Below are 16,846 nucleotides of genomic sequence, written 5' to 3'. Positions count from 1 at the left end.
GTACGCTCGCCCCATGTCCCCCCGCCACGTCCTGATCCTCGGCGGCACCACCGAGGCCCGCGAACTCGCCGCCGCGCTGGCGGCGCACCCCGGCGTCCGCGTCACCACCTCGCTCGCGGGGCGTGTGGGGCGCCCGGGCGCGGTCGCGGGGGACGTACGCATCGGCGGCTTCGGCGGCGCGCAGGGCCTGGCCGACTGGCTGCGCGCCGAGCACGTCGACACCGTCGTCGACGCCACGCACCCCTTCGCCGAGTCGATCACGGCGAACGCGGTCCGTGCCGCGACGGCGACCGGGGTGCCCGCGGTGGTCCTGCGCCGGCCCGGCTGGCGCCCCGGCCCCGGGGACCGCTGGCACGAGGTCGCTTCGCTCGACGAAGCCGCGGCCCTCCTGCCCGGCCTCGCCCACCGTGTCTTCCTGACCACCGGCCGCCTGGGCCTCGCGTCCTTCGCCCACCTCACGGACCTGCACTTCGTCGTACGCTCCGTCGATCCGCCCGAGCCACCGATGCCCCCGCAGACCGAAGTACTCCTGTCCCGCGGCCCGTTCACTCTCCCCGAAGAGTCGGCCCTCCTACGCGAACACCGCATCGACACCCTCGTGACGAAGGACAGTGGCGGCACGGCAACCGCAGCCAAGCTGACAGCGGCCCGCCAACTCGCCCTACCCGTCGTGCTCGTACGCCGCCCGCCGCTCCCTGAGGGCGTGGAGGCGGTGTCGGAGGTGGCGGGGGTCCTGGAGCGGCTCGGCGTCAGTGGGTGATGCTCGGTCGCCGACCGACCCTCACCCCGTAGCCCACGGGGCGTAGGCGCCTACTGCTCCTTCGGATTCCTGCGCAGCAGATACGTGTCCATGATCCAGCCCTTGCGCTCCCGTGCCTGCGCGCGCAGGGTCTCGATGCGTGGTGCGGTCTCGGCGATCGGGCCCGAGGCGAGGATCTCGTCGGGGGTGCCGATGTAGGCGCCCCAGTAGATGTCGATGTCCTGGTCGGCGTACTGCTGGAAGGTCTGGTGGGCGTCGAGCATCACGACGACGTCGTCCACGCCGTCCGGGAAGCCCTCGGCCAGCCGGCGGCCGGTGGTGATCTGTACGGGGCGGGCGACCCGGTTGAGTCCCGTCCGGTGGCGGGCGACGAGGGCGGAGACGCTGCTGATGCCGGGTACGACGTCGTACTCGAAGGCGACGGCGCCCTGGTCCAGGACCTCCTCCAGGATCCCGAGCGTGCTGTCGTACAGCGCGGGGTCGCCCCACACCAGGAATGCGCCGGTCTCGTCCTCGCCCAGCTCCTCGGCGATCAGCCGCTCGTAGATCCCGGCGCGCGCACTGCGCCAGTCCCCGACGGCGGGGGAGTAGGCGGTACCGCCGGCGGACCGGTCCCGCTCGGGGTCCCGGGCCTCGACCACCCGGTACGTGCCCTCCGGTATGTGCGCGTCCAGCATGTCCCGGCGCAGCTGCGTGAGGTCCGACTTCACCTCGCCCTTGTCGAGGATGAAGAACACGTCCGTACTCCGCAGCGCCCTGACCGCCTGCAACGTCAGCTGCTCAGGGTCGCCCGCGCCGATACCGATGACATGAATCTTTCGCACACCCCGAGTCTGCCCCACGCCACTGACAACAAGGACACCGCGTCCACGCCGCCCATGGTGAGGTGGCCCGCCGACCCCGCCTTGCCCCTACGCCCCGCCCCGCAGCCTCGGCGCCCGGCCCCGCGCGTCCACGGCCTCCCCGCTCTCCTCCACGATCCCCGCCAGGTCCCGCGCCCAAGCGCTCAGCCCTGCGAGATCCATCCCGTACGGCCGTCGCTCCCCGGCATCGGACGCCCACTCCTCCACGGCCACGGCCCCGCGCCGCAGCAGCCGCGGCCCGCCCGTCACGTTCCCCCGCGCCGAGTGAGTGAGCCCCACGGCAAGCTGCGCGAGCCCCCGCCACAGGGCCCGCTCTCCCTCCGGCCCCGCCTTCCAGGCGTCCTCGAACACCTCATGCGCATGGAACGGCTTCCCTGCGTCCAGCAGTTCCTGCGCCTCCACGACGCTCTGCTCCGGAGTGCGTACGACGCCCTCGGGCTGCCGGTCGACGCCGTCCGCGTCGTACGGCAGGGGGCGCCCGAGACCGTCCCGGGGCCGTGCGTTGCGTGCCCGCCCCTCGCTGTCCCGGTCCCGCGCTGCGGCCTGGCTTCCTGACGATGTGCTGCCCATCCACCGATTGTCCATCGCCCGGCCCCTCGCCGGATGCCCCGCTTCGGCGCACTCGTCCCCGTACGGTAAAGTGCTGTCCGCGCGATCACGCGGTTCACCGCGTGAGAGGCATCGGGACGTGGCGCAGCTTGGTAGCGCACTTGACTGGGGGTCAAGGGGTCGCAGGTTCAAATCCTGTCGTCCCGACTTGTGAAAGTCGCAGGTCAGGGCCGGTTTCGGAGGTTTCCGAAACCGGCCCTTGATCATTTTCGGGCGTCCTTCGTGACCCGGTGCCGGACCTCGAGCCCTTCGAGGCGGGCGGTGCCGTGCAGCGCGCTCACCTCGGAGTCGGTGACGATCTCGAAGCCGAGGGCCCTGATTTTGTCGACGCTCGCCCGGTGCGCACGGAAGCGGGCGGTGCGGTGCACGAGCGTGACGGACCGGGCGACCGGGGCGAGCATCGCCGCCCAGTCGAAGGCGCTGTCGCCACCGACGACCACGACATCGTGCCCGGCGTGGGCAGACGCGTCCGGCACGAAGTACACCTGCCCCCGGCCGAGGAAATCCTCACCGGCCGGCAGCGGCCTCGGGGTGAACGTCCCCACGCCGCCGGTGATCACCACGGCCCCGGCCCGCACGGTCGTTCCCTGTCCGCCGCGCACGACGGGCCGCCCGTCCGAGGCGTGGGCCAGGTCGACCGCGCGCTCTCCGAGCAGATACCGCGGGTCGTACGGCGCCGCCTGCGCGACCAGACTCTCGACGAGGTCGCGACCGCGCACCGACGGGAACCCGGCGATGTCGAAGATGGGTTTCTCCGGGTACATCGCGCTGATCTGGCCGCCCTGCTGGGGCAGGACGTCCATGACCGCGACGCGCAGTCCGCGAAAGCCCGCGTAGTAGGCGCCGTAGAGGCCCGACGGGCCGGCGCCGGTGATCAGGACGTCGGTCTCGACCACTCGCGACGTGTCCGTGGTGGCCGGCTCATCAGTGAGAACGCTCATGGGGCAGGAGCGTAGGAATCACCGGCCCGCCGCCCAACGGAACCGGTCCGCCTGCCGGGACGGCCGGTCGAAGGTCAACGGGAGCGGGTGCACGCGCTGTTCGGAACGTAGGCTCGCTCCGAGAGATCTTCCGCAGCGAAGGGGCCCGGCATGACCACCGTCTTCTCCCGCATCATCGACGGAGAGCTTCCCGCCCGTTTCGTCTGGCAGGACCCGCACGCGACGGCGTTCCTGTCCATCGCACCGCTGACGCCCGGCCACACCCTCGTTGTGCCCCGGCGCGAGGTCGACCAGTGGACGCAGGTCGACGGTGAACTGCTGGCCCACTGCATGCAGGTCGCCCAGGCCGTCGGCCAGGGCGTGCAGCGGGCGTGGGACGCTCCGCGGGCCGGGCTGCTCATCGCCGGTTTCGAGGTGCCCCACCTGCACATTCATGTCGCGCCCATGTGGGGCCTGGGCGATCTGAACTTCGCCCACGCCAAGCCGGAGGAGGACATGTCCGCGCTGGACGAGGCGGCCGACAGACTCCGCACCGCCCTGCGCGAACTCGGCTTCGAACAGGCCGTGCCGCCGGGGGCCTGACAGCGCCGGACGTTGAAGGTAGGGCAGCCTGCTGGACAGGGCGGATGTCGCGGGCTGACGCCCGGATGTCCCTCGCCTCTCACCTTCCCGCGCGACGTACGCCACGCCGGGGTGGTAGAAGCGGGCCATGACCAACTCGCTCAGCCACCCGGCCGGTGCCCGATGACCGCCGGCATCGACACCCCCGACCGCCGTGGCCGCACCGGACTCGACCGGGCGGGCCGGGACCTGACCGGCAATCCCCGTATCAAGGTGCGGGACGTGCAGCTCCTGTCCAGCCACTGGTACGTCGAGCGCGCGACGACCTTCGACTTCCAGCACGCCGACGGCACCTGGAGCACCCAGCAGCGCGAGACGCACGACCGCGGCAACGGCGCCACCGTGCTGCTGTACGACGCCGAACGCGAAACCGTCCTGCTGACCCGCCAGTTCCGCTTCCCGGTGTACGTCAACGGCCACCCCGACGGCATGCTCGTCGAAACCCCGGGCGGGCTGCTCGACGACGATGACGAGCACCCGGAGATCGCGGTGCGCCGCGAGGTGGTGGAGGAGACCGGGCACACCATCGGCGCGGTCCGGCACGTCTTCGACGTCTATATGAGCCCCGGCTCGGTCACCGAACGCGTCAGTTTCTACGCCGCCGCCTACGGCCCCTCGACCCGCACCCATGAGGGCGGTGGCCTGGACGAGGAGGGCGAGGACATCGAGATCGTCGAACTGCCCTTCCGCCAGGCCCTGGAGATGATCCGCAGCGGGGAGATCGCCGACGCCAAGACGATCATGCTGCTGCAATGGGCGGCACTGGACGGTCCGTTCGGCAAGTGACGCCCAGGAACACAAAGTGCGCGCTCACGCCCTTGACTTGAAGTGCGCTTCAAGATGAAGACTCCCGTTCGTGCCCACGGCTCGGGCGCACGAACGGGAGGGAAGTCATCCATGAAGTACCGCACCCTGGGCACCGCCCCGAACACCCGCCGCGAGGTCAGCGTCCTCGCGCTCGGCGCGATGCTGTTCGGCTCCCGGACCGACGAGGAGACCTCCTTCGCCGTCCTCGACCGCTATGCCGAGGCCGGCGGAACCTTCATCGACACGTCCGACAACTACGCCTTCTGGGAGGACGGCGGCCAGGGCGGACAGAGCGAGGAACTGCTCGGCCGGTGGCGCCGCAGCCGAGGCGTCGGCGACGAGATCGTCATCGCCACCAAGCTCGGCGCCCGCCCGCTGGCCCCCGGCACCGGCTACATCGACAACGCAGAAGGCCTGTCGGCGAAGGTGATCCGCGAGTCCGCCGAGCGCAGCCGCGACCGGCTCGGCGTGGCCGAGCTGGACCTGCTCTACGCCCACATCGAGGACCGGAAGGTACCCCTCCAGGAGACCGTCGAGGGGTTCGCCGAACTGGTCGCCGAGGGCACGGTCGGTCTCCTCGGCGTCAGCAACCACGCCGCGTGGCGCGTCGAGCGGGCCCGCGCCCTCGCCGCCGCGGCGGGCCTGCCCGGCTACGAGGTGCTCCAGTACGCCCACAGCCACCTGCGGCCCCGCCTCGACGTCCCCGAGGGCCTGTTCGCCGACGGCAGCCTCGGCCACGCGGGCCCGGAGCTGCTCAGCTACCTGCGGGCCGAGCCCGGCCTCACCCTGGTCGCCTACTCGCCGCTGCTGAAGGGCGCCTACACCCGCCCGGACGTCGCCCTGCCCGCCGACTTCGACCACCCGGGCACCCCGTCCCGCCTGAAGGCGCTCCGCGAGGTCGCCCAGGAGACCGGGGCCACCGTCAACCAGGTCGTCCTGGCCTGGCAGATCGGCGCCGAGCTGCCGATCATCCCGCTGGTCGGAGCGTCCTCCGTGGCCCAGCTGGAGGAGAGCCTGGCCGCCGTGGACCTGGAGCTGACCGCCGACCAGCGGGCCCGGCTCGACGCGGCCCACTGAACGCTCCCGGAGTACGCTCCGAAGAGGAGCCGAAGGAGAGTGGGCCATGCCTCTGTTCCCCAACGAGCGGAACGTCCGGACGACCCCCGAAGGCCTCCTGTGGGAGCCCAGCGAGCGCTGGGTGCGGGGCCTCAAGGGCGACATCACGATCGTCGACAGCCGGAACCCCGTCCTGGTCTGGGAACCCGATCTGCCCGTGCCGGGCTACGCGTTCCCCCGCGCGGAGGTCCGCATGGACCTCCTCCGCCCTGCCAAGAACCCGCAGCCGGGCAAGCACACGGGCTCGCAGATCTTCTACGACCTCGAGGCCGACGGCGAGCTGGTGGAGAACGCGGCGTGGACCTTCCCCGCCGCCGACCTCGCCGGACACATCGCCTTCGAGTGGTTCTGGCGCTGGGGGACCGGCCTCGACCACTGGTACGAGGAGGAGGAAGAGATCTTCATCCACCCGCGCGACCCGCACAAACGGGTGGACGCCATGACCAGCAGCCGCCACGTCCAGGTCGAGATCGACGGCACCGTCGTCGCGGACACGCATCGCCCGGTGCTGCTGTTCGAGACCGGGCTGCCGACGCGTTACTACATGCCCCGCGAGGACGTCCGGCTCGACCTGTTCGAGCCCACCGACCACAGCACCGGGTGCCCCTACAAGGGCACGGCCCAGTACTGGAACTGGCGCGGCGAGGGCGAGGTCCCGCGGAACATCCTCTGGAGCTATGCCGAGCCGCTGGCCGCGGTCACCCCCGTCCAGGGGCTCGTGGCCTTCTACAACGAGGCGGTGGAGATCACCCTGGACGGCGAGCGGCTGGAACGGCCGGTCACGCCGTTCACCGCGAGCCTCAAGACCTGACCAGCAGCTGGAAGTCGAACGCGTACCGGGACGCGCGGTAGATGTGCGTCCCGTACTCGACCGGCCGGCCCGTGTCGTCGTACGCCGTGCGCTGCATGGTCAGCAGCGCCGCGCCCTCCTTCTCGTCGAGCCGCCCGGCCTCCCCGGCGGTGGCACAGCGCGCGCCGATGGTCTGGCGGGCGCTGTGCAGGGTGATGCCGACGGCCCGCATCATCCGGTACAGGCCGGTCGACTCCAGCCGGGCCGTGTCGAGGTCGAGCAGGCTCGCGGGCAGGTAGTTGCACAGGATCGCGACCGGCTGGCCGTGCGTGCAGCGCAGCCGCTCCAGGAACGTGACCTCGGCGCCCTCCTCGATGCCGAGCGCGGCGGCGACGTCGGCCGCAGCCGGGACGCGCTCGTTGCGGACGACCTGCGTGGTCGGACCCTGCCCGGCCGCCTCCAGGTCGTCGTAGAGGCTGCTGAGCTCCAGCGGGCGCCTCACCTGGCTGTGCACCACCTGGGTGCCCACCCCCCGCCGCCGGACCAGCAGCCCCTTGTCGACGAGCGACTGGATGGCCTGCCGGACGGTGGGCCGGGACAGGCCCAGCCGCACCGACAGGTCGACCTCGTTGCCCAGGAGGTTGCCCGGGGCGAGGGCCCCGTGCTCGATCGCCGCCTCCAGCTGCTGGGCGAGCTGGTAGTACAGCGGCACGGGACTGCCCCGGTCCAGGGCGAAGTCCAGCCAGGCCAGCGCGGAGCCGGACCCGGCACGTGCGGAGCCGTGGGCCTTCGCCATGGGACGACCTCCCTGTCAGGCTGTCAGGAGTTGCTGGGGAAACCGAGGTTGATGCCGCCGTCGGACGGGTCCGGCCAGCGCGTGGTGATGACCTTGCCCTGGGTGTAGAAGGCGATGCCGTCGTTGCCGTAGACGTGCAGATCGCCGAAGAGCGAGTCCTTCCAGCCGCCGAAGGAGTGGTAGCCGACCGGCACCGGGATCGGCACGTTCACACCGACCATGCCCGCCTTGACCTCCAGTTGGAAGCGACGGGCGGCGCCGCCGTCCCGGGTGAAGATCGCGGTGCCGTTGCCCCAACGGGAGTCGTTGATCAGCTTGATGGCCTCTTCGTACGTCTCCGCACGCACCACGGCCAGCACGGGTCCGAAGATCTCGTCCCGGTACGCGTCCGCCGTCAGCGGCACCCGGTCCAGCAGCGAGACACCGAGGAAGAAGCCGTCCTCGTGGCCCTCGACCGAGTGGCCGGTGCCGTCGATGACGACCTCGGCGCCCTGTTCGGCGGCCGAAGCGACATAGGACGCCACCTTGTCGCGGTGCTCGCGCGTGATCAGCGGGCCCATCTCGCTCGCCGGGTCGTTGCCGGGGCCGATGCGCAGGTTCTTGGCTCGCTCGGCGATCTTGCCGACCAGCTCGTCGCCCGTGTCGCCGACCGCGACGACGACCGACACGGCCATGCAGCGCTCGCCCGCCGAGCCGTAGGCGGCGTTGATCGCCTGGTCGGCGGCGAAGTCCAGGTCGGCGTCGGGCAGGACCAGCATGTGGTTCTTGGCGCCACCCAGGGCCTGCGCGCGCTTGCCGTGCTCAACCGCCTTGAGCTGGATGTACTTCGCGATCGGCGTCGAGCCGACGAAGGACACCGCCTCGATGTCCGGGTGCTCAAGGAGCCGGTCCACGGCGACCTTGTCGCCCTGTACGACGTTCAGCACACCCTCCGGCAGCCCCGCCTCGGAGGCCAGCTCGGCCAGCCGGTACGACGCCGACGGGTCCTTCTCGCTCGGCTTCAGCACGAAGGTGTTGCCGCACGCGATGGCCAGCGGGAACATCCACATCGGCACCATGGCGGGGAAGTTGAACGGCGTGATGCCGGCGACCACCCCCAGCGGCTGCCGGATCGAGGCCACGTCCACCCGGTTCGACACCTGCGTCGACAGCTCGCCCTTCAGCTGCACGGAGATCCCGCAGGCCAGCTCCACGATCTCCATGCCGCGCGCCACCTCGCCGAGCGCGTCGGAGTGCACCTTGCCGTGCTCGGCGGTGATCAGCTCGGCGATCTCGTCGCGGTGGGCGTCCAGCAGCTCGCGGTACTTGAACAGGACCGCGGTGCGCTTGGCCAGCGAGGACTGGCCCCAGCTCTCGAACGCGGCCTTGGCGGAGGCGACGGCGGCGTCCACCTCGTCGACGGTCGCGAAGGCGACCTGCTTCTCCTGGGCGCCGGTGGCCGGGTTGTAGACGGGGGCGTAGCGGCCGGAGCCGCCTTCCACGGGCTTGCCGTCGATCCAGTGGGTGATGGTCTTCATGGTGCGCAAGGGCCTTTCAAGTGCGGGTCGGATGCGGGGAGTTCAGAGGTGGCGGCGACGGTCGGTGACGTGCTGGTCGTACCGTTCGCGGGCTTCGACGGCGGCCTCGCGGGAGGCGACCTCGGCCACGGGCACGTCCCACCAGGCCTCGGCGCCCGGCGAGGTCGGGTTCGTGATGTCGGTCTCGACGTACACACAGGTCGGCCGGTCCGAGGCACGGGCCGTGGCCAGCGCCTCGCGCAGTTCGCCCACCGTCTTGGCGCGCAGGACGTCCATGCCCAGACTGGCCGCGTTGGCGGCGAGGTCGACCGGGAGCGGGGCGCCGGTGAAGGTGCCGTCGGCGGCCCGGTAGCGGTAGTCGGTGCCGAAGCGCTCGCCGCCGGTCTCGGCCGAGAGCCCGCCGATGGACGCGTAGCCGTGGTTCTGGATCAGGACGATGTTGACCGGCAGACCCTCCTGGACCGCGGTCACGATCTCCGTCGGCATCATCAGGTAGGTGCCGTCGCCGACCAGCGACCACACGGCCGCGTCCGGGGCGGCCTGCTGAATCCCGATCCCGGCCGGGATCTCGTAGCCCATGCAGGAGTAGCCGTACTCCAGGTGGTACTGGCGCGGCGAACGAGCCCGCCACAGCTTGTGCAGGTCGCCCGGGAGCGAACCGGCCGCGTTGATGACCACATCGTCGTCGCCGACGACCGCGTCCAGCGCGCCCAGCACCTGCGTCTGCGTCGGCACGGCCGTCTCGTCGTCGGCGCGGTAGGCGGCCTCCACCACCCCGTCCCAACGCTCCTTGCCGGCGCGGTACTCGGCCTCGTACGCGCCGTCCACGCGGTGGCCGGAAAGCGCCTCCGTCAGTGCCGTGAGCCCGGCTCGCGCGTCGCACACCAGCGTCCGCGCGGCCAGCTTGTGCGCGTCGAAGCCGGTGATGTTGAGGTTCAGGAAACGCACGTCCGGGTTCTGGAAGAGCGTGCCGGAGGCGGTGGTGAAGTCGGTGTATCTCGTGCCCACGCCGATCACCAGGTCGGCGCCGCGGGCGATGTCGTCGCTGACCGAGGTGCCGGTGTGGCCGATGCCGCCGAGGTCGGCGAAGTGGTCATGGCGGAGTGAGCCCTTGCCGGCCTGGGTGGAGGCGACGGGGACGCCGGTGGCCTCGACGAACGCCTTCAGCGCCGACTCGGCCTCGCTGTGGTGGACGCCGCCGCCCGCGACGACCAGCGGGCGTTCGGCGGAGCGGATCGCCTCGACGGCCGCCGCCAGCTCGACCGGGTCGGGCGCGGGGCGCCGTACGTACCAGACGCGCTCGGCGAAGAACTCCGCCGGCCAGTCGTACGCCTCCGCCTGGACGTCCTGGGGGAGGGCCAGCGTGACCGCGCCGGTCTCGGCCGGATCGGCGAGGACGCGCATGGCGTTCAGCGCGGACGGGATCAGTGCCTCGGGGCGGGTGATCCGGTCGAAGTAGCGGGAGACCGGGCGCAGGGTGTCGTTGACCGACACGTCCGCCTCACTCGGGTGCTCCAGCTGCTGGAGCAGCGGGTCGGGGGCGTGCGAGGCGAAGTAGTCGCCGGGGAGCAGGAGTACGGGAAGACGGTTGATCGTGGCCAGGGCTGCACCCGTCACCAGGTTCGTCGCGCCCGGTCCGATCGACGTCGTCACCGCCTGTGCGGAGAGCCGGTTGAGCTGGCGGGCGTAGCCGACGGCCGCGTGCACCATGGACTGCTCGTTGCGGCCCTGGTGGTACGGCATGACGTCCTCGCCCGCCTGGCGGAGGGCCTGGCCGATGCCGGCCACGTTGCCGTGGCCGAAGATGCCCCACGTGCCGGCGATCAGCCGGTGCCGTACGCCGTCGCGCTCGGTGTACTGCACGGACAGGAACCGCACCAGCGCCTGGGCGACGGTCAGGCGGATCGTGGGCTGGCTCATCTCGGGGGACCTCACTGGGACTCAGCGGTGTAGAGGGGCAGACGGGGGTCGACGGGCTGGTCCGGCCAGGTGCCGCGGATCCAGGCGTGGTCGGGGTGGTCGCAGATCAGCCAGGCGCGCTCGGCCTCGGGGCCCGCCATGACGTTGAGGTAGTACATGTGGTGGCCGGGCACGGCCATCGAGGGCCCGTGCCAGCCGTCGGGGATCAGCACGACGTCGCCGCCGCGTACCTCGGCCAGGACATCGGTGTTCCGGCCGTGCCCCGACGGGGAGACGCGCTGGTAGCCGAGACCGGGGGTGCCCTCGTGGTCGGCGAACTCGAAGTAGTAGATCTCTTCGAGCACGGACTCCTCGCCGGGCCGGTGCTCGTCGTGCTTGTGCGGCGGGAAGGACGACCAGTTGCCGCCCGGCGTGATGACCTCGACCGCGATGAGCTTGTCGCACTCGAAGACGCCTGCCGCGCCGAAGTTGTTCACCTGGCGGCTGCTGTTTCCCGTGCCGCGCAGCTCCACCGGCACCGACGACGCCGGTCCGTAGCGGGCGGGCAGCCGACGGGAGCACCGTGCACCGGTCAGCGCGAACCGTCCGCCGCCGGGCGACGAGATGGTCGTACGGGCGTCGCGCGGCACATAGGCGAAGTCGCTGACGGCGGTGAACACGCTGTCACGGCCGGTGAGTTGAAACGTGTCATGGCCGAAGTCGTCGGTGGCCTCGACCGTGCAGCCACCGTTCAGCGGCAGCACGATCCACTCGCTGTCGCCGGTGTCGAAGCTGTGCGAGCCGCCGGGTGGCAGCTCCAGGATCCGCAGGCTGGAGTAGCCCCAGCCGGCCTTCTCGGGCGTGACGTCCACGACGTACGGGCCGCCGAGCGCCTTTCCCGCGGGAAGGTGATACGTCATCGTGTTCCTCCGCGTCACAGTGCGTGTCACAACAGGCCGACGGCCGTGTCCACCGCCGTCTCCACGCTGCCCTCGGCCGGGTAGAGCAGCGAGCGGCCGACGACCATGCCCTGGACGGTCGGGAGCCGGAGCGCCTTGCGCCAGCGCTCGTAGGCACCCTCCTGGTCGTCCCCGACCTCGCCGCCGAGCAGGACGACGGGCAGTGTGGACGTCTGAAGAACTTCGGCCATGTCGTCGGGGTCATGGGTGACGGGCAGTTTCAGCCATGTGTACGCCGAGGTGCCGCCCAGTCCCGACGCGATGGCGATCGACTTGGTGACGGCCTCGGCGGACAGGTCGTTGCGTACCTTGCCCTCGATCCGCCGGGATATGAAGGGCTCGACGAACAGCGGCAGTTGGAGCGCGGCCATGGCGTCGATGGCGCGGGCCGTGGACTCCAGGGTGGTGAGCGAGCCCGGGTCGTCGTAGTCGATACGGACCAACAGCTTGCCCGCGTCGAAGCGCAGCCGGGCGATGTCCTCGGCGCGGTGGCCGGTGAAGCGGTCGTCCATCTCGAAGGACGCTCCGGCCAGGCCGCCGCGGTTCATGGAGCCCATGACAACCTTGTCGTCGAGGACGCCGAGCAGCAGCAGATCCTCCAGGATGTCGGCGGTGGCCAGCACCCCGTCCACGCCGGGCCGGGACAGCGCGGTGCAGAGACGTTCCAGCAGATCGGCCCGGTCGGCCATCGCGAGCCGGTGGTCGCCGACGCCCAGCGCGCCGCGTGCCGGATGGTCGGCGGCCACGATCATCAGGCGGCCGCTGTCGCCGACCAGCGGGCGGCGCACCCGGCTTGCCGCTGCCTCCGCGATCGCCTCGGGGTGCCGGGCTCTGACCGCGGTGAGGTCGGGGATGCTGATGCTCAAGGAAAGCTCCGTTCAGGGGTGGCTCGGTCGGCCGTCATGACGCCTGGGCGAGGAGGTTCTCGACCTCGGACTCGGTGGGCATCGCAGAGGAGCAGGCGAGGCGGGACGCGACGAGGGCACCGGCGGCGTTGGCGTACCTCATGGTTTCGGCCAGATCCCACCCGGACAGCAGCCCGTGGACCAGTGAGCCGCCGAAGGCGTCGCCCGCGCCGAGGCCGTTGACCACCTCGACCGGCACCGGCGGCACCTCAGCCTCCGTGCCGTCGCGGTGGACCGCCAGCACGCCCTTGGGGCCCTGCTTGACGACCGCGAGCTCCACGCCGGCCGCCAGCAGCGCCTCGGCGCAGGCGCGCGGCTCGCGTACGCCGGTGGCGATCTCACACTCGTCGAGGTTGCCGACGGCGACCGTCGCGTGCCGAAGGGCCTCGGCGTAGTACGGCCGCGCCTCCTCGGGGTCGCGCCAGAACATCGGCCGCCAGTCGAGGTCGAAGACCGTCGTGCCCGCCCTGTCGCGGGCCTTGAGAGCGGCGAGGGTGGCCGAGCGGCTCGGCTCCTCGCTCAGGCCGGTGCCGGTGATCCAGAACACCCGGGCCGAGCGGATGGCCCAGTAGTCGAGATCGTCGGAGTGTATCTCCAGGTCAGGGGCCTTAGGCTGCCGGTAGAAATACAGCGGGAAGTCGTCCGGCGGGAAGATCTCGCAGAACGTCACCGGCGTCGGATACGCCGCGACGGGCGTCACCCAGCGGTCGTCGACGCCGAAGTCCTTCAGGGCCTCGTGCAGGTAGGCGCCGAACGGGTCGTCGCCGGTGCGCGTGATCACGGCGGTGTCGCGACCGAGCCGAGCGGCGGCCACCGCGACGTTCGCGGCCGAGCCTCCGAGGAATTTGCCGAACGTCTCCACCTGCGTGAGAGGTAGGCCAGACTGCAGGGGGTAGAGATCGACTCCTATCCTTCCCATCGTGATCAAGTCGAAGGACTTGGCTGACTCGGCCATGCGCGACGCTCCTACAGCTGGACTGGGGGTGCGGGTCCCATCGGGCCTGCCGCCTCCAAGATGTAGGTCGTGGAGGCCGACGCTGTCAATAGTTTGTACTTACATTCGGACCTGAGCGTGAAATGATGTCTTAACAAAGTATTGACAGCGGGCGCATCCAGGGATTGGATCCCGTGTCAGCGAACCCGCCGTGTTCCACGACATACGACCCGGACTTCCCAAGGGTCCGGGTCTCGGATCCAGTGATCATCCCTTTCCCCCCGTCGCACACCCGTCGCACAGTGAGGTGCTGGAAAGATGGACCGCTACTACCCCCGCTCCCGCAAGCTGGCCCCTATGGTGGCTCTGGCTGCCGCGGCTGCGCTGACCCTCGCAGGCTGCTCCAGCGGCTCCGGTGGCAAGCAGGCCGAGGAGGGTGGGGAAAACGCTTCTGCGGGCAAGGCCAACACTCCCCGTATGACCGTCGCCCTGGTGACGCACCAGGCGCCCGGCGACACCTTCTGGGACATCGTCCGCAAGGGCGCCGAAGCGGCCGCCGCGAAGGACAACATCAAGCTGGTCTACTCCGCCGACCCGAACGCGGGCAACCAGGCCAACCTGGTGCAGAACGCGATCGACCAGAAGGTCGACGGCATCGCGATCACCCTCGCCAAGCCGGACGCCATGAAGGACGTCGTCAGCAAGGCGAAGGCCGCGAACATTCCTGTCGTCGGTCTCAACTCCGGTGTGAGCGACTGGCAGAAGCTCGGCCTGATGGAGTTCTTCGGTCAGGACGAGACGGTGGCCGGCGAGGCGCTCGGCAAGCGCCTGAACGAGGAGGGCGCCAAGAAGGCCGTCTGTGTCATCCAGGAACAGGGCAACATCGGCCTCACCCAGCGCTGTGACGGAGTGAAGAAGACGTTCGAGGGCACGATCGAGACCCTGAACGTCAACGGCACGGACATGCCGTCCGTGAAGTCCACGATCACCGCCAAGCTCAAGACGGACAGCGACATCGACTACGTCGTCGCCCTCGGCGCCCCGTTCGCGCTGACGGCCGCGCAGTCCGTCGACGAGACGGGCAGCAAGGCGAAGGTCGCCACCTTCGACCTCAACAAGCAGCTGACCGGAGCGATCAGCAAGGGCGACATCGAGTTCGCCGTCGACCAGCAGCCCTACCTCCAGGGCTACCTGGCGATCGACTCCCTGTGGCTCTACAAGAACAACGGCAACTACATGGGCGGCGGGGAGGCCCCGGTGCTGACCGGACCGGCCTTCGTCGACAAGACGAACGTCGAGATGATCGACAAGTTCGCCGCGAAGGGCACTCGGTGATGAGCATGACCCGACAGGCTGAGCCGGCGGTGACCACACCGCCGGCCTCCGGCCCCGGCAAGGAATCCGACGGGCGGACCAAGGAGCGCCCCCTGGCGCTGCGCCTCCTCGCCCGTCCCGAGGTCGGTGTCTTCCTCGGCGCCGTCGCGGTGCTGATCTTCTTCCTCATCACGGCCCCGGCCGTGCGTGACGGCAGCTCGATGGCGAACATCCTGTACCAGTCGTCGACCATCGGGATCATGGCCCTGCCGGTCGCGCTGCTGATGATCGGCGGAGAGTTCGACCTGTCCGCCGGTGTCGCCGTGATCACCTCGGCCCTGACCGCGAGCATGGTCAGCTACCAGCTGACGATGAACGTCTGGGTCGGTGTGATCGTCGCCCTGATCGTGTCCCTCGGGGTCGGTCTGTTCAACGGCTGGCTGCTGGTCAAGACCGGTCTGCCGAGCTTCCTGGTCACCCTCGGCACGTTCCTGATCCTCCAGGGCGTGAACCTCGCGGTCACCAAGCTGATCACCGGCAACGTCGCCACCGACGACATCAGCGACATGGACGGCTTCGACCAGGCCAAGGCGCTCTTCGCCTCGTCCTTCGACGTCGGCGGTGTCCAGGTGAAGATCACCGTCGTGTGGTGGCTCGTCTTCGCGGCGCTCGCCACCTGGGTCCTGCTGCGCACCAAGTACGGCAACTGGATCTTCGCGGTCGGCGGCAACAAGCAGTCCTCCCGGGCCGTCGGTGTGCCCGTGACGTTCACGAAGATCTCGCTGTTCATGCTGGTCGGCTTCGGCGCCTGGTTCGTCGGCATGCACCAGCTGTTCTCGTTCAACACCGTCCAGTCCGGTGAGGGCGTCGGTCAGGAGCTGATCTACATCGCCGCCGCGGTGATCGGCGGCTGTCTGCTGACCGGTGGCGCGGGCTCCGCGATCGGGCCGGTCTTCGGCGCGTTCATGTTCGGCCTGGTGCAGCAGGGCATCGTCTACGCCGGCTGGAACCCCGACTGGTTCAAGGCCTTCCTCGGCGTGATGCTCCTCGGCGCCGTCCTCATCAATCTGTGGGTCCAGCGCACGGCGACCCGGAGGTGACCCGAATGACAAGCAACGAAACCGGCACCCACGGTGCCGTCCTGCAGGACGAGACCCCGCAGAAGGACGCCCCGGTCGTCGAACTGCGCAACGCAGGCAAGTCCTACGGCAACATCTGTGCCCTGCACGGCGTCGACCTGAAGGTGTTCCCGAGCCAGGTCACCTGTGTTCTCGGTGACAACGGCGCGGGCAAGTCGACCCTCATCAAAATCATCTCCGGGCTGCACCGGCACACCGAGGGCGAGTTCCTCGTCGACGGTGAACCGGTGCGCTTCTCCACTCCGCGCGAGGCGTTGGACAAGGGCATCGCGACGGTCTACCAGGACCTCGCCGTCGTCCCCCTGATGCCGGTCTGGCGCAACTTCTTCCTCGGCTCCGAGATCACCAAGGGCCCTTGGCCCGTACGCCGTCTCGACATCGACACGATGAAGAAGACCGCCGACGAGGAACTGCGCAACATGGGCATCGTCCTCGACGACCTGGAACAGCCCATCGGCACACTCTCCGGCGGCCAGCGCCAGTGTGTGGCCATCGCCCGCGCCGTCTACTTCGGCGCCCGCGTCCTCATCCTGGACGAGCCCACCGCCGCCCTCGGCGTCAAGCAGTCCGGCGTCGTGCTGAAGTACATCGCCGCCGCCCGCGACCGCGGACTCGGCGTCATCTTCATCACCCACAACCCCCACCACGCCTACATGGTCGGCGACCACTTCAGCGTCCTGCGCCTCGGCACCATGGAGCTCAACGCCTCCCGCGACGAGGTCAGCCTCGAAGAACTCACCAACCACATGGCCGGCGGCACCGAACTCGCCGCCCTCAAGCACGAACTGGCCCAGGTCCGCGGCGTCGACGTCGAGGAACTCCCCGAGGCCGCAGACCTCACCGCACCCGTGGCATCCTCCGAAGGGAAGTCCTGAC

General features: G+C 70.2%; 17 protein-coding genes and 1 tRNA gene. 9 read left to right on the top strand and 9 right to left on the bottom strand.

Annotated elements, in window-relative coordinates; all coding sequences use genetic code 11:
* Window positions 1-13 precede the first annotated feature (13 nt).
* On the top strand, window positions 14-760 hold the full coding sequence (locus tag OHO27_RS05375) for a cobalt-precorrin-6A reductase (protein WP_328420788.1): 747 nt from the start codon (window positions 14-16) through the stop codon (window positions 758-760).
* Between the two features lie 50 nt (window positions 761-810).
* Here the strand turns inward: OHO27_RS05375 and cobF are convergent, their stop codons facing one another.
* Complete coding sequence (cobF, locus tag OHO27_RS05370; protein ID WP_328420786.1) at window positions 811-1,584, bottom strand: precorrin-6A synthase (deacetylating); 774 nt, start codon at window positions 1,582-1,584, stop codon at window positions 811-813.
* Between the two features lie 87 nt (window positions 1,585-1,671).
* Window positions 1,672-2,193: a DUF309 domain-containing protein gene (locus tag OHO27_RS05365; protein WP_328420784.1), complete on the bottom strand. Its 522-nt coding sequence runs from the start codon at window positions 2,191-2,193 to the stop codon at window positions 1,672-1,674.
* A gap of 112 nt (window positions 2,194-2,305) precedes the next feature.
* On the opposite strand from OHO27_RS05365, the gene OHO27_RS05360 reads away from it, so the two are divergent.
* Window positions 2,306-2,379 (top strand) — tRNA-Pro (locus OHO27_RS05360).
* 56 nt (window positions 2,380-2,435) lie between these two features.
* On the opposite strand, the gene OHO27_RS05355 is transcribed toward OHO27_RS05360, so the two are convergent.
* Window positions 2,436-3,173, bottom strand: coding sequence for an NAD(P)/FAD-dependent oxidoreductase (locus OHO27_RS05355; RefSeq protein ID WP_328420782.1), 738 nt, complete (start codon window positions 3,171-3,173; stop codon window positions 2,436-2,438).
* 150 nt (window positions 3,174-3,323) lie between these two features.
* On the opposite strand from OHO27_RS05355, the gene OHO27_RS05350 reads away from it, so the two are divergent.
* The 4 genes from OHO27_RS05350 to OHO27_RS05335 all read left to right on the top strand — a co-directional run bounded on the left by OHO27_RS05350 (window position 3,324) and on the right by OHO27_RS05335 (window position 6,528).
* On the top strand, window positions 3,324-3,755 hold the full coding sequence (locus OHO27_RS05350; protein ID WP_328420780.1) for an HIT family protein: 432 nt from the start codon (window positions 3,324-3,326) through the stop codon (window positions 3,753-3,755).
* 162 nt (window positions 3,756-3,917) lie between these two features.
* The gene (locus tag OHO27_RS05345) at window positions 3,918-4,580 is read left to right on the top strand and encodes an NUDIX domain-containing protein (protein ID WP_328420778.1); all 663 of its coding nucleotides are present in this window, start codon (window positions 3,918-3,920) and stop codon (window positions 4,578-4,580) included.
* Between the two features lie 111 nt (window positions 4,581-4,691).
* Complete coding sequence (locus OHO27_RS05340; protein WP_328420776.1) at window positions 4,692-5,678, top strand: aldo/keto reductase; 987 nt, start codon at window positions 4,692-4,694, stop codon at window positions 5,676-5,678.
* Between the two features lie 46 nt (window positions 5,679-5,724).
* Entirely contained in the window at window positions 5,725-6,528 is an 804-nt protein-coding gene (locus tag OHO27_RS05335) for a DUF427 domain-containing protein (protein WP_328420774.1), read from the top strand.
* Here the strand turns inward: OHO27_RS05335 and OHO27_RS05330 are convergent.
* The 6 genes from OHO27_RS05330 to iolC are packed head-to-tail and all read right to left on the bottom strand — an operon-like array spanning window position 6,518 to window position 13,538.
* Window positions 6,518-7,303, bottom strand: a complete 786-nt coding sequence (locus OHO27_RS05330) for a GntR family transcriptional regulator (RefSeq protein WP_328420772.1) — start codon at window positions 7,301-7,303, stop codon at window positions 6,518-6,520. The two genes, OHO27_RS05335 and OHO27_RS05330, sit on opposite strands and share 11 nt — an antisense overlap.
* 23 nt (window positions 7,304-7,326) lie before the next feature.
* Entirely contained in the window at window positions 7,327-8,820 is a 1,494-nt protein-coding gene (locus OHO27_RS05325; protein WP_328420770.1) for a CoA-acylating methylmalonate-semialdehyde dehydrogenase, read from the bottom strand.
* A gap of 42 nt (window positions 8,821-8,862) precedes the next feature.
* Entirely contained in the window at window positions 8,863-10,740 is a 1,878-nt protein-coding gene (iolD, locus tag OHO27_RS05320) for a 3D-(3,5/4)-trihydroxycyclohexane-1,2-dione acylhydrolase (decyclizing) (protein WP_328420768.1), read from the bottom strand.
* 11 nt (window positions 10,741-10,751) lie between these two features.
* Entirely contained in the window at window positions 10,752-11,639 is an 888-nt protein-coding gene (gene iolB / locus OHO27_RS05315; RefSeq protein WP_328420766.1) for a 5-deoxy-glucuronate isomerase, read from the bottom strand.
* A 26-nt stretch (window positions 11,640-11,665) separates the two neighbouring features.
* Entirely contained in the window at window positions 11,666-12,544 is an 879-nt protein-coding gene (locus OHO27_RS05310) for a Cgl0159 family (beta/alpha)8-fold protein (protein WP_328420764.1), read from the bottom strand.
* 34 nt (window positions 12,545-12,578) lie between these two features.
* A complete protein-coding gene (gene iolC, locus OHO27_RS05305) occupies window positions 12,579-13,538 on the bottom strand; it encodes a 5-dehydro-2-deoxygluconokinase (protein ID WP_328420762.1) in 960 nt (319 codons plus the stop codon).
* A gap of 297 nt (window positions 13,539-13,835) precedes the next feature.
* Here iolC and OHO27_RS05300 point away from each other — a divergent pair, with 297 nt between their 5' ends.
* The 3 genes from OHO27_RS05300 to OHO27_RS05290 are packed head-to-tail and all read left to right on the top strand — an operon-like array spanning window position 13,836 to window position 16,845.
* The gene (locus OHO27_RS05300; RefSeq protein ID WP_328420760.1) at window positions 13,836-14,852 is read left to right on the top strand and encodes a sugar ABC transporter substrate-binding protein; all 1,017 of its coding nucleotides are present in this window, start codon (window positions 13,836-13,838) and stop codon (window positions 14,850-14,852) included.
* Window positions 14,852-15,931: an ABC transporter permease gene (locus OHO27_RS05295; protein ID WP_328420758.1), complete on the top strand. Its 1,080-nt coding sequence runs from the start codon at window positions 14,852-14,854 to the stop codon at window positions 15,929-15,931. Before OHO27_RS05300 ends, OHO27_RS05295 begins: the two co-directional genes overlap by 1 nt.
* Window positions 15,932-15,936: 5 nt before the next feature.
* The gene (locus OHO27_RS05290; RefSeq protein ID WP_328420756.1) at window positions 15,937-16,845 is read left to right on the top strand and encodes an ATP-binding cassette domain-containing protein; all 909 of its coding nucleotides are present in this window, start codon (window positions 15,937-15,939) and stop codon (window positions 16,843-16,845) included.
* Window position 16,846: the final 1 nt, after the last annotated feature.

Source organism: Streptomyces sp. NBC_00443 (assembly GCF_036014175.1).
Taxonomy (GTDB): Bacteria; Actinomycetota; Actinomycetes; order Streptomycetales; family Streptomycetaceae; genus Streptomyces.
The sequence above is the reverse complement of the archived record's forward strand: the minus strand, read 5'-3'. Positions and strand labels throughout refer to the sequence as shown.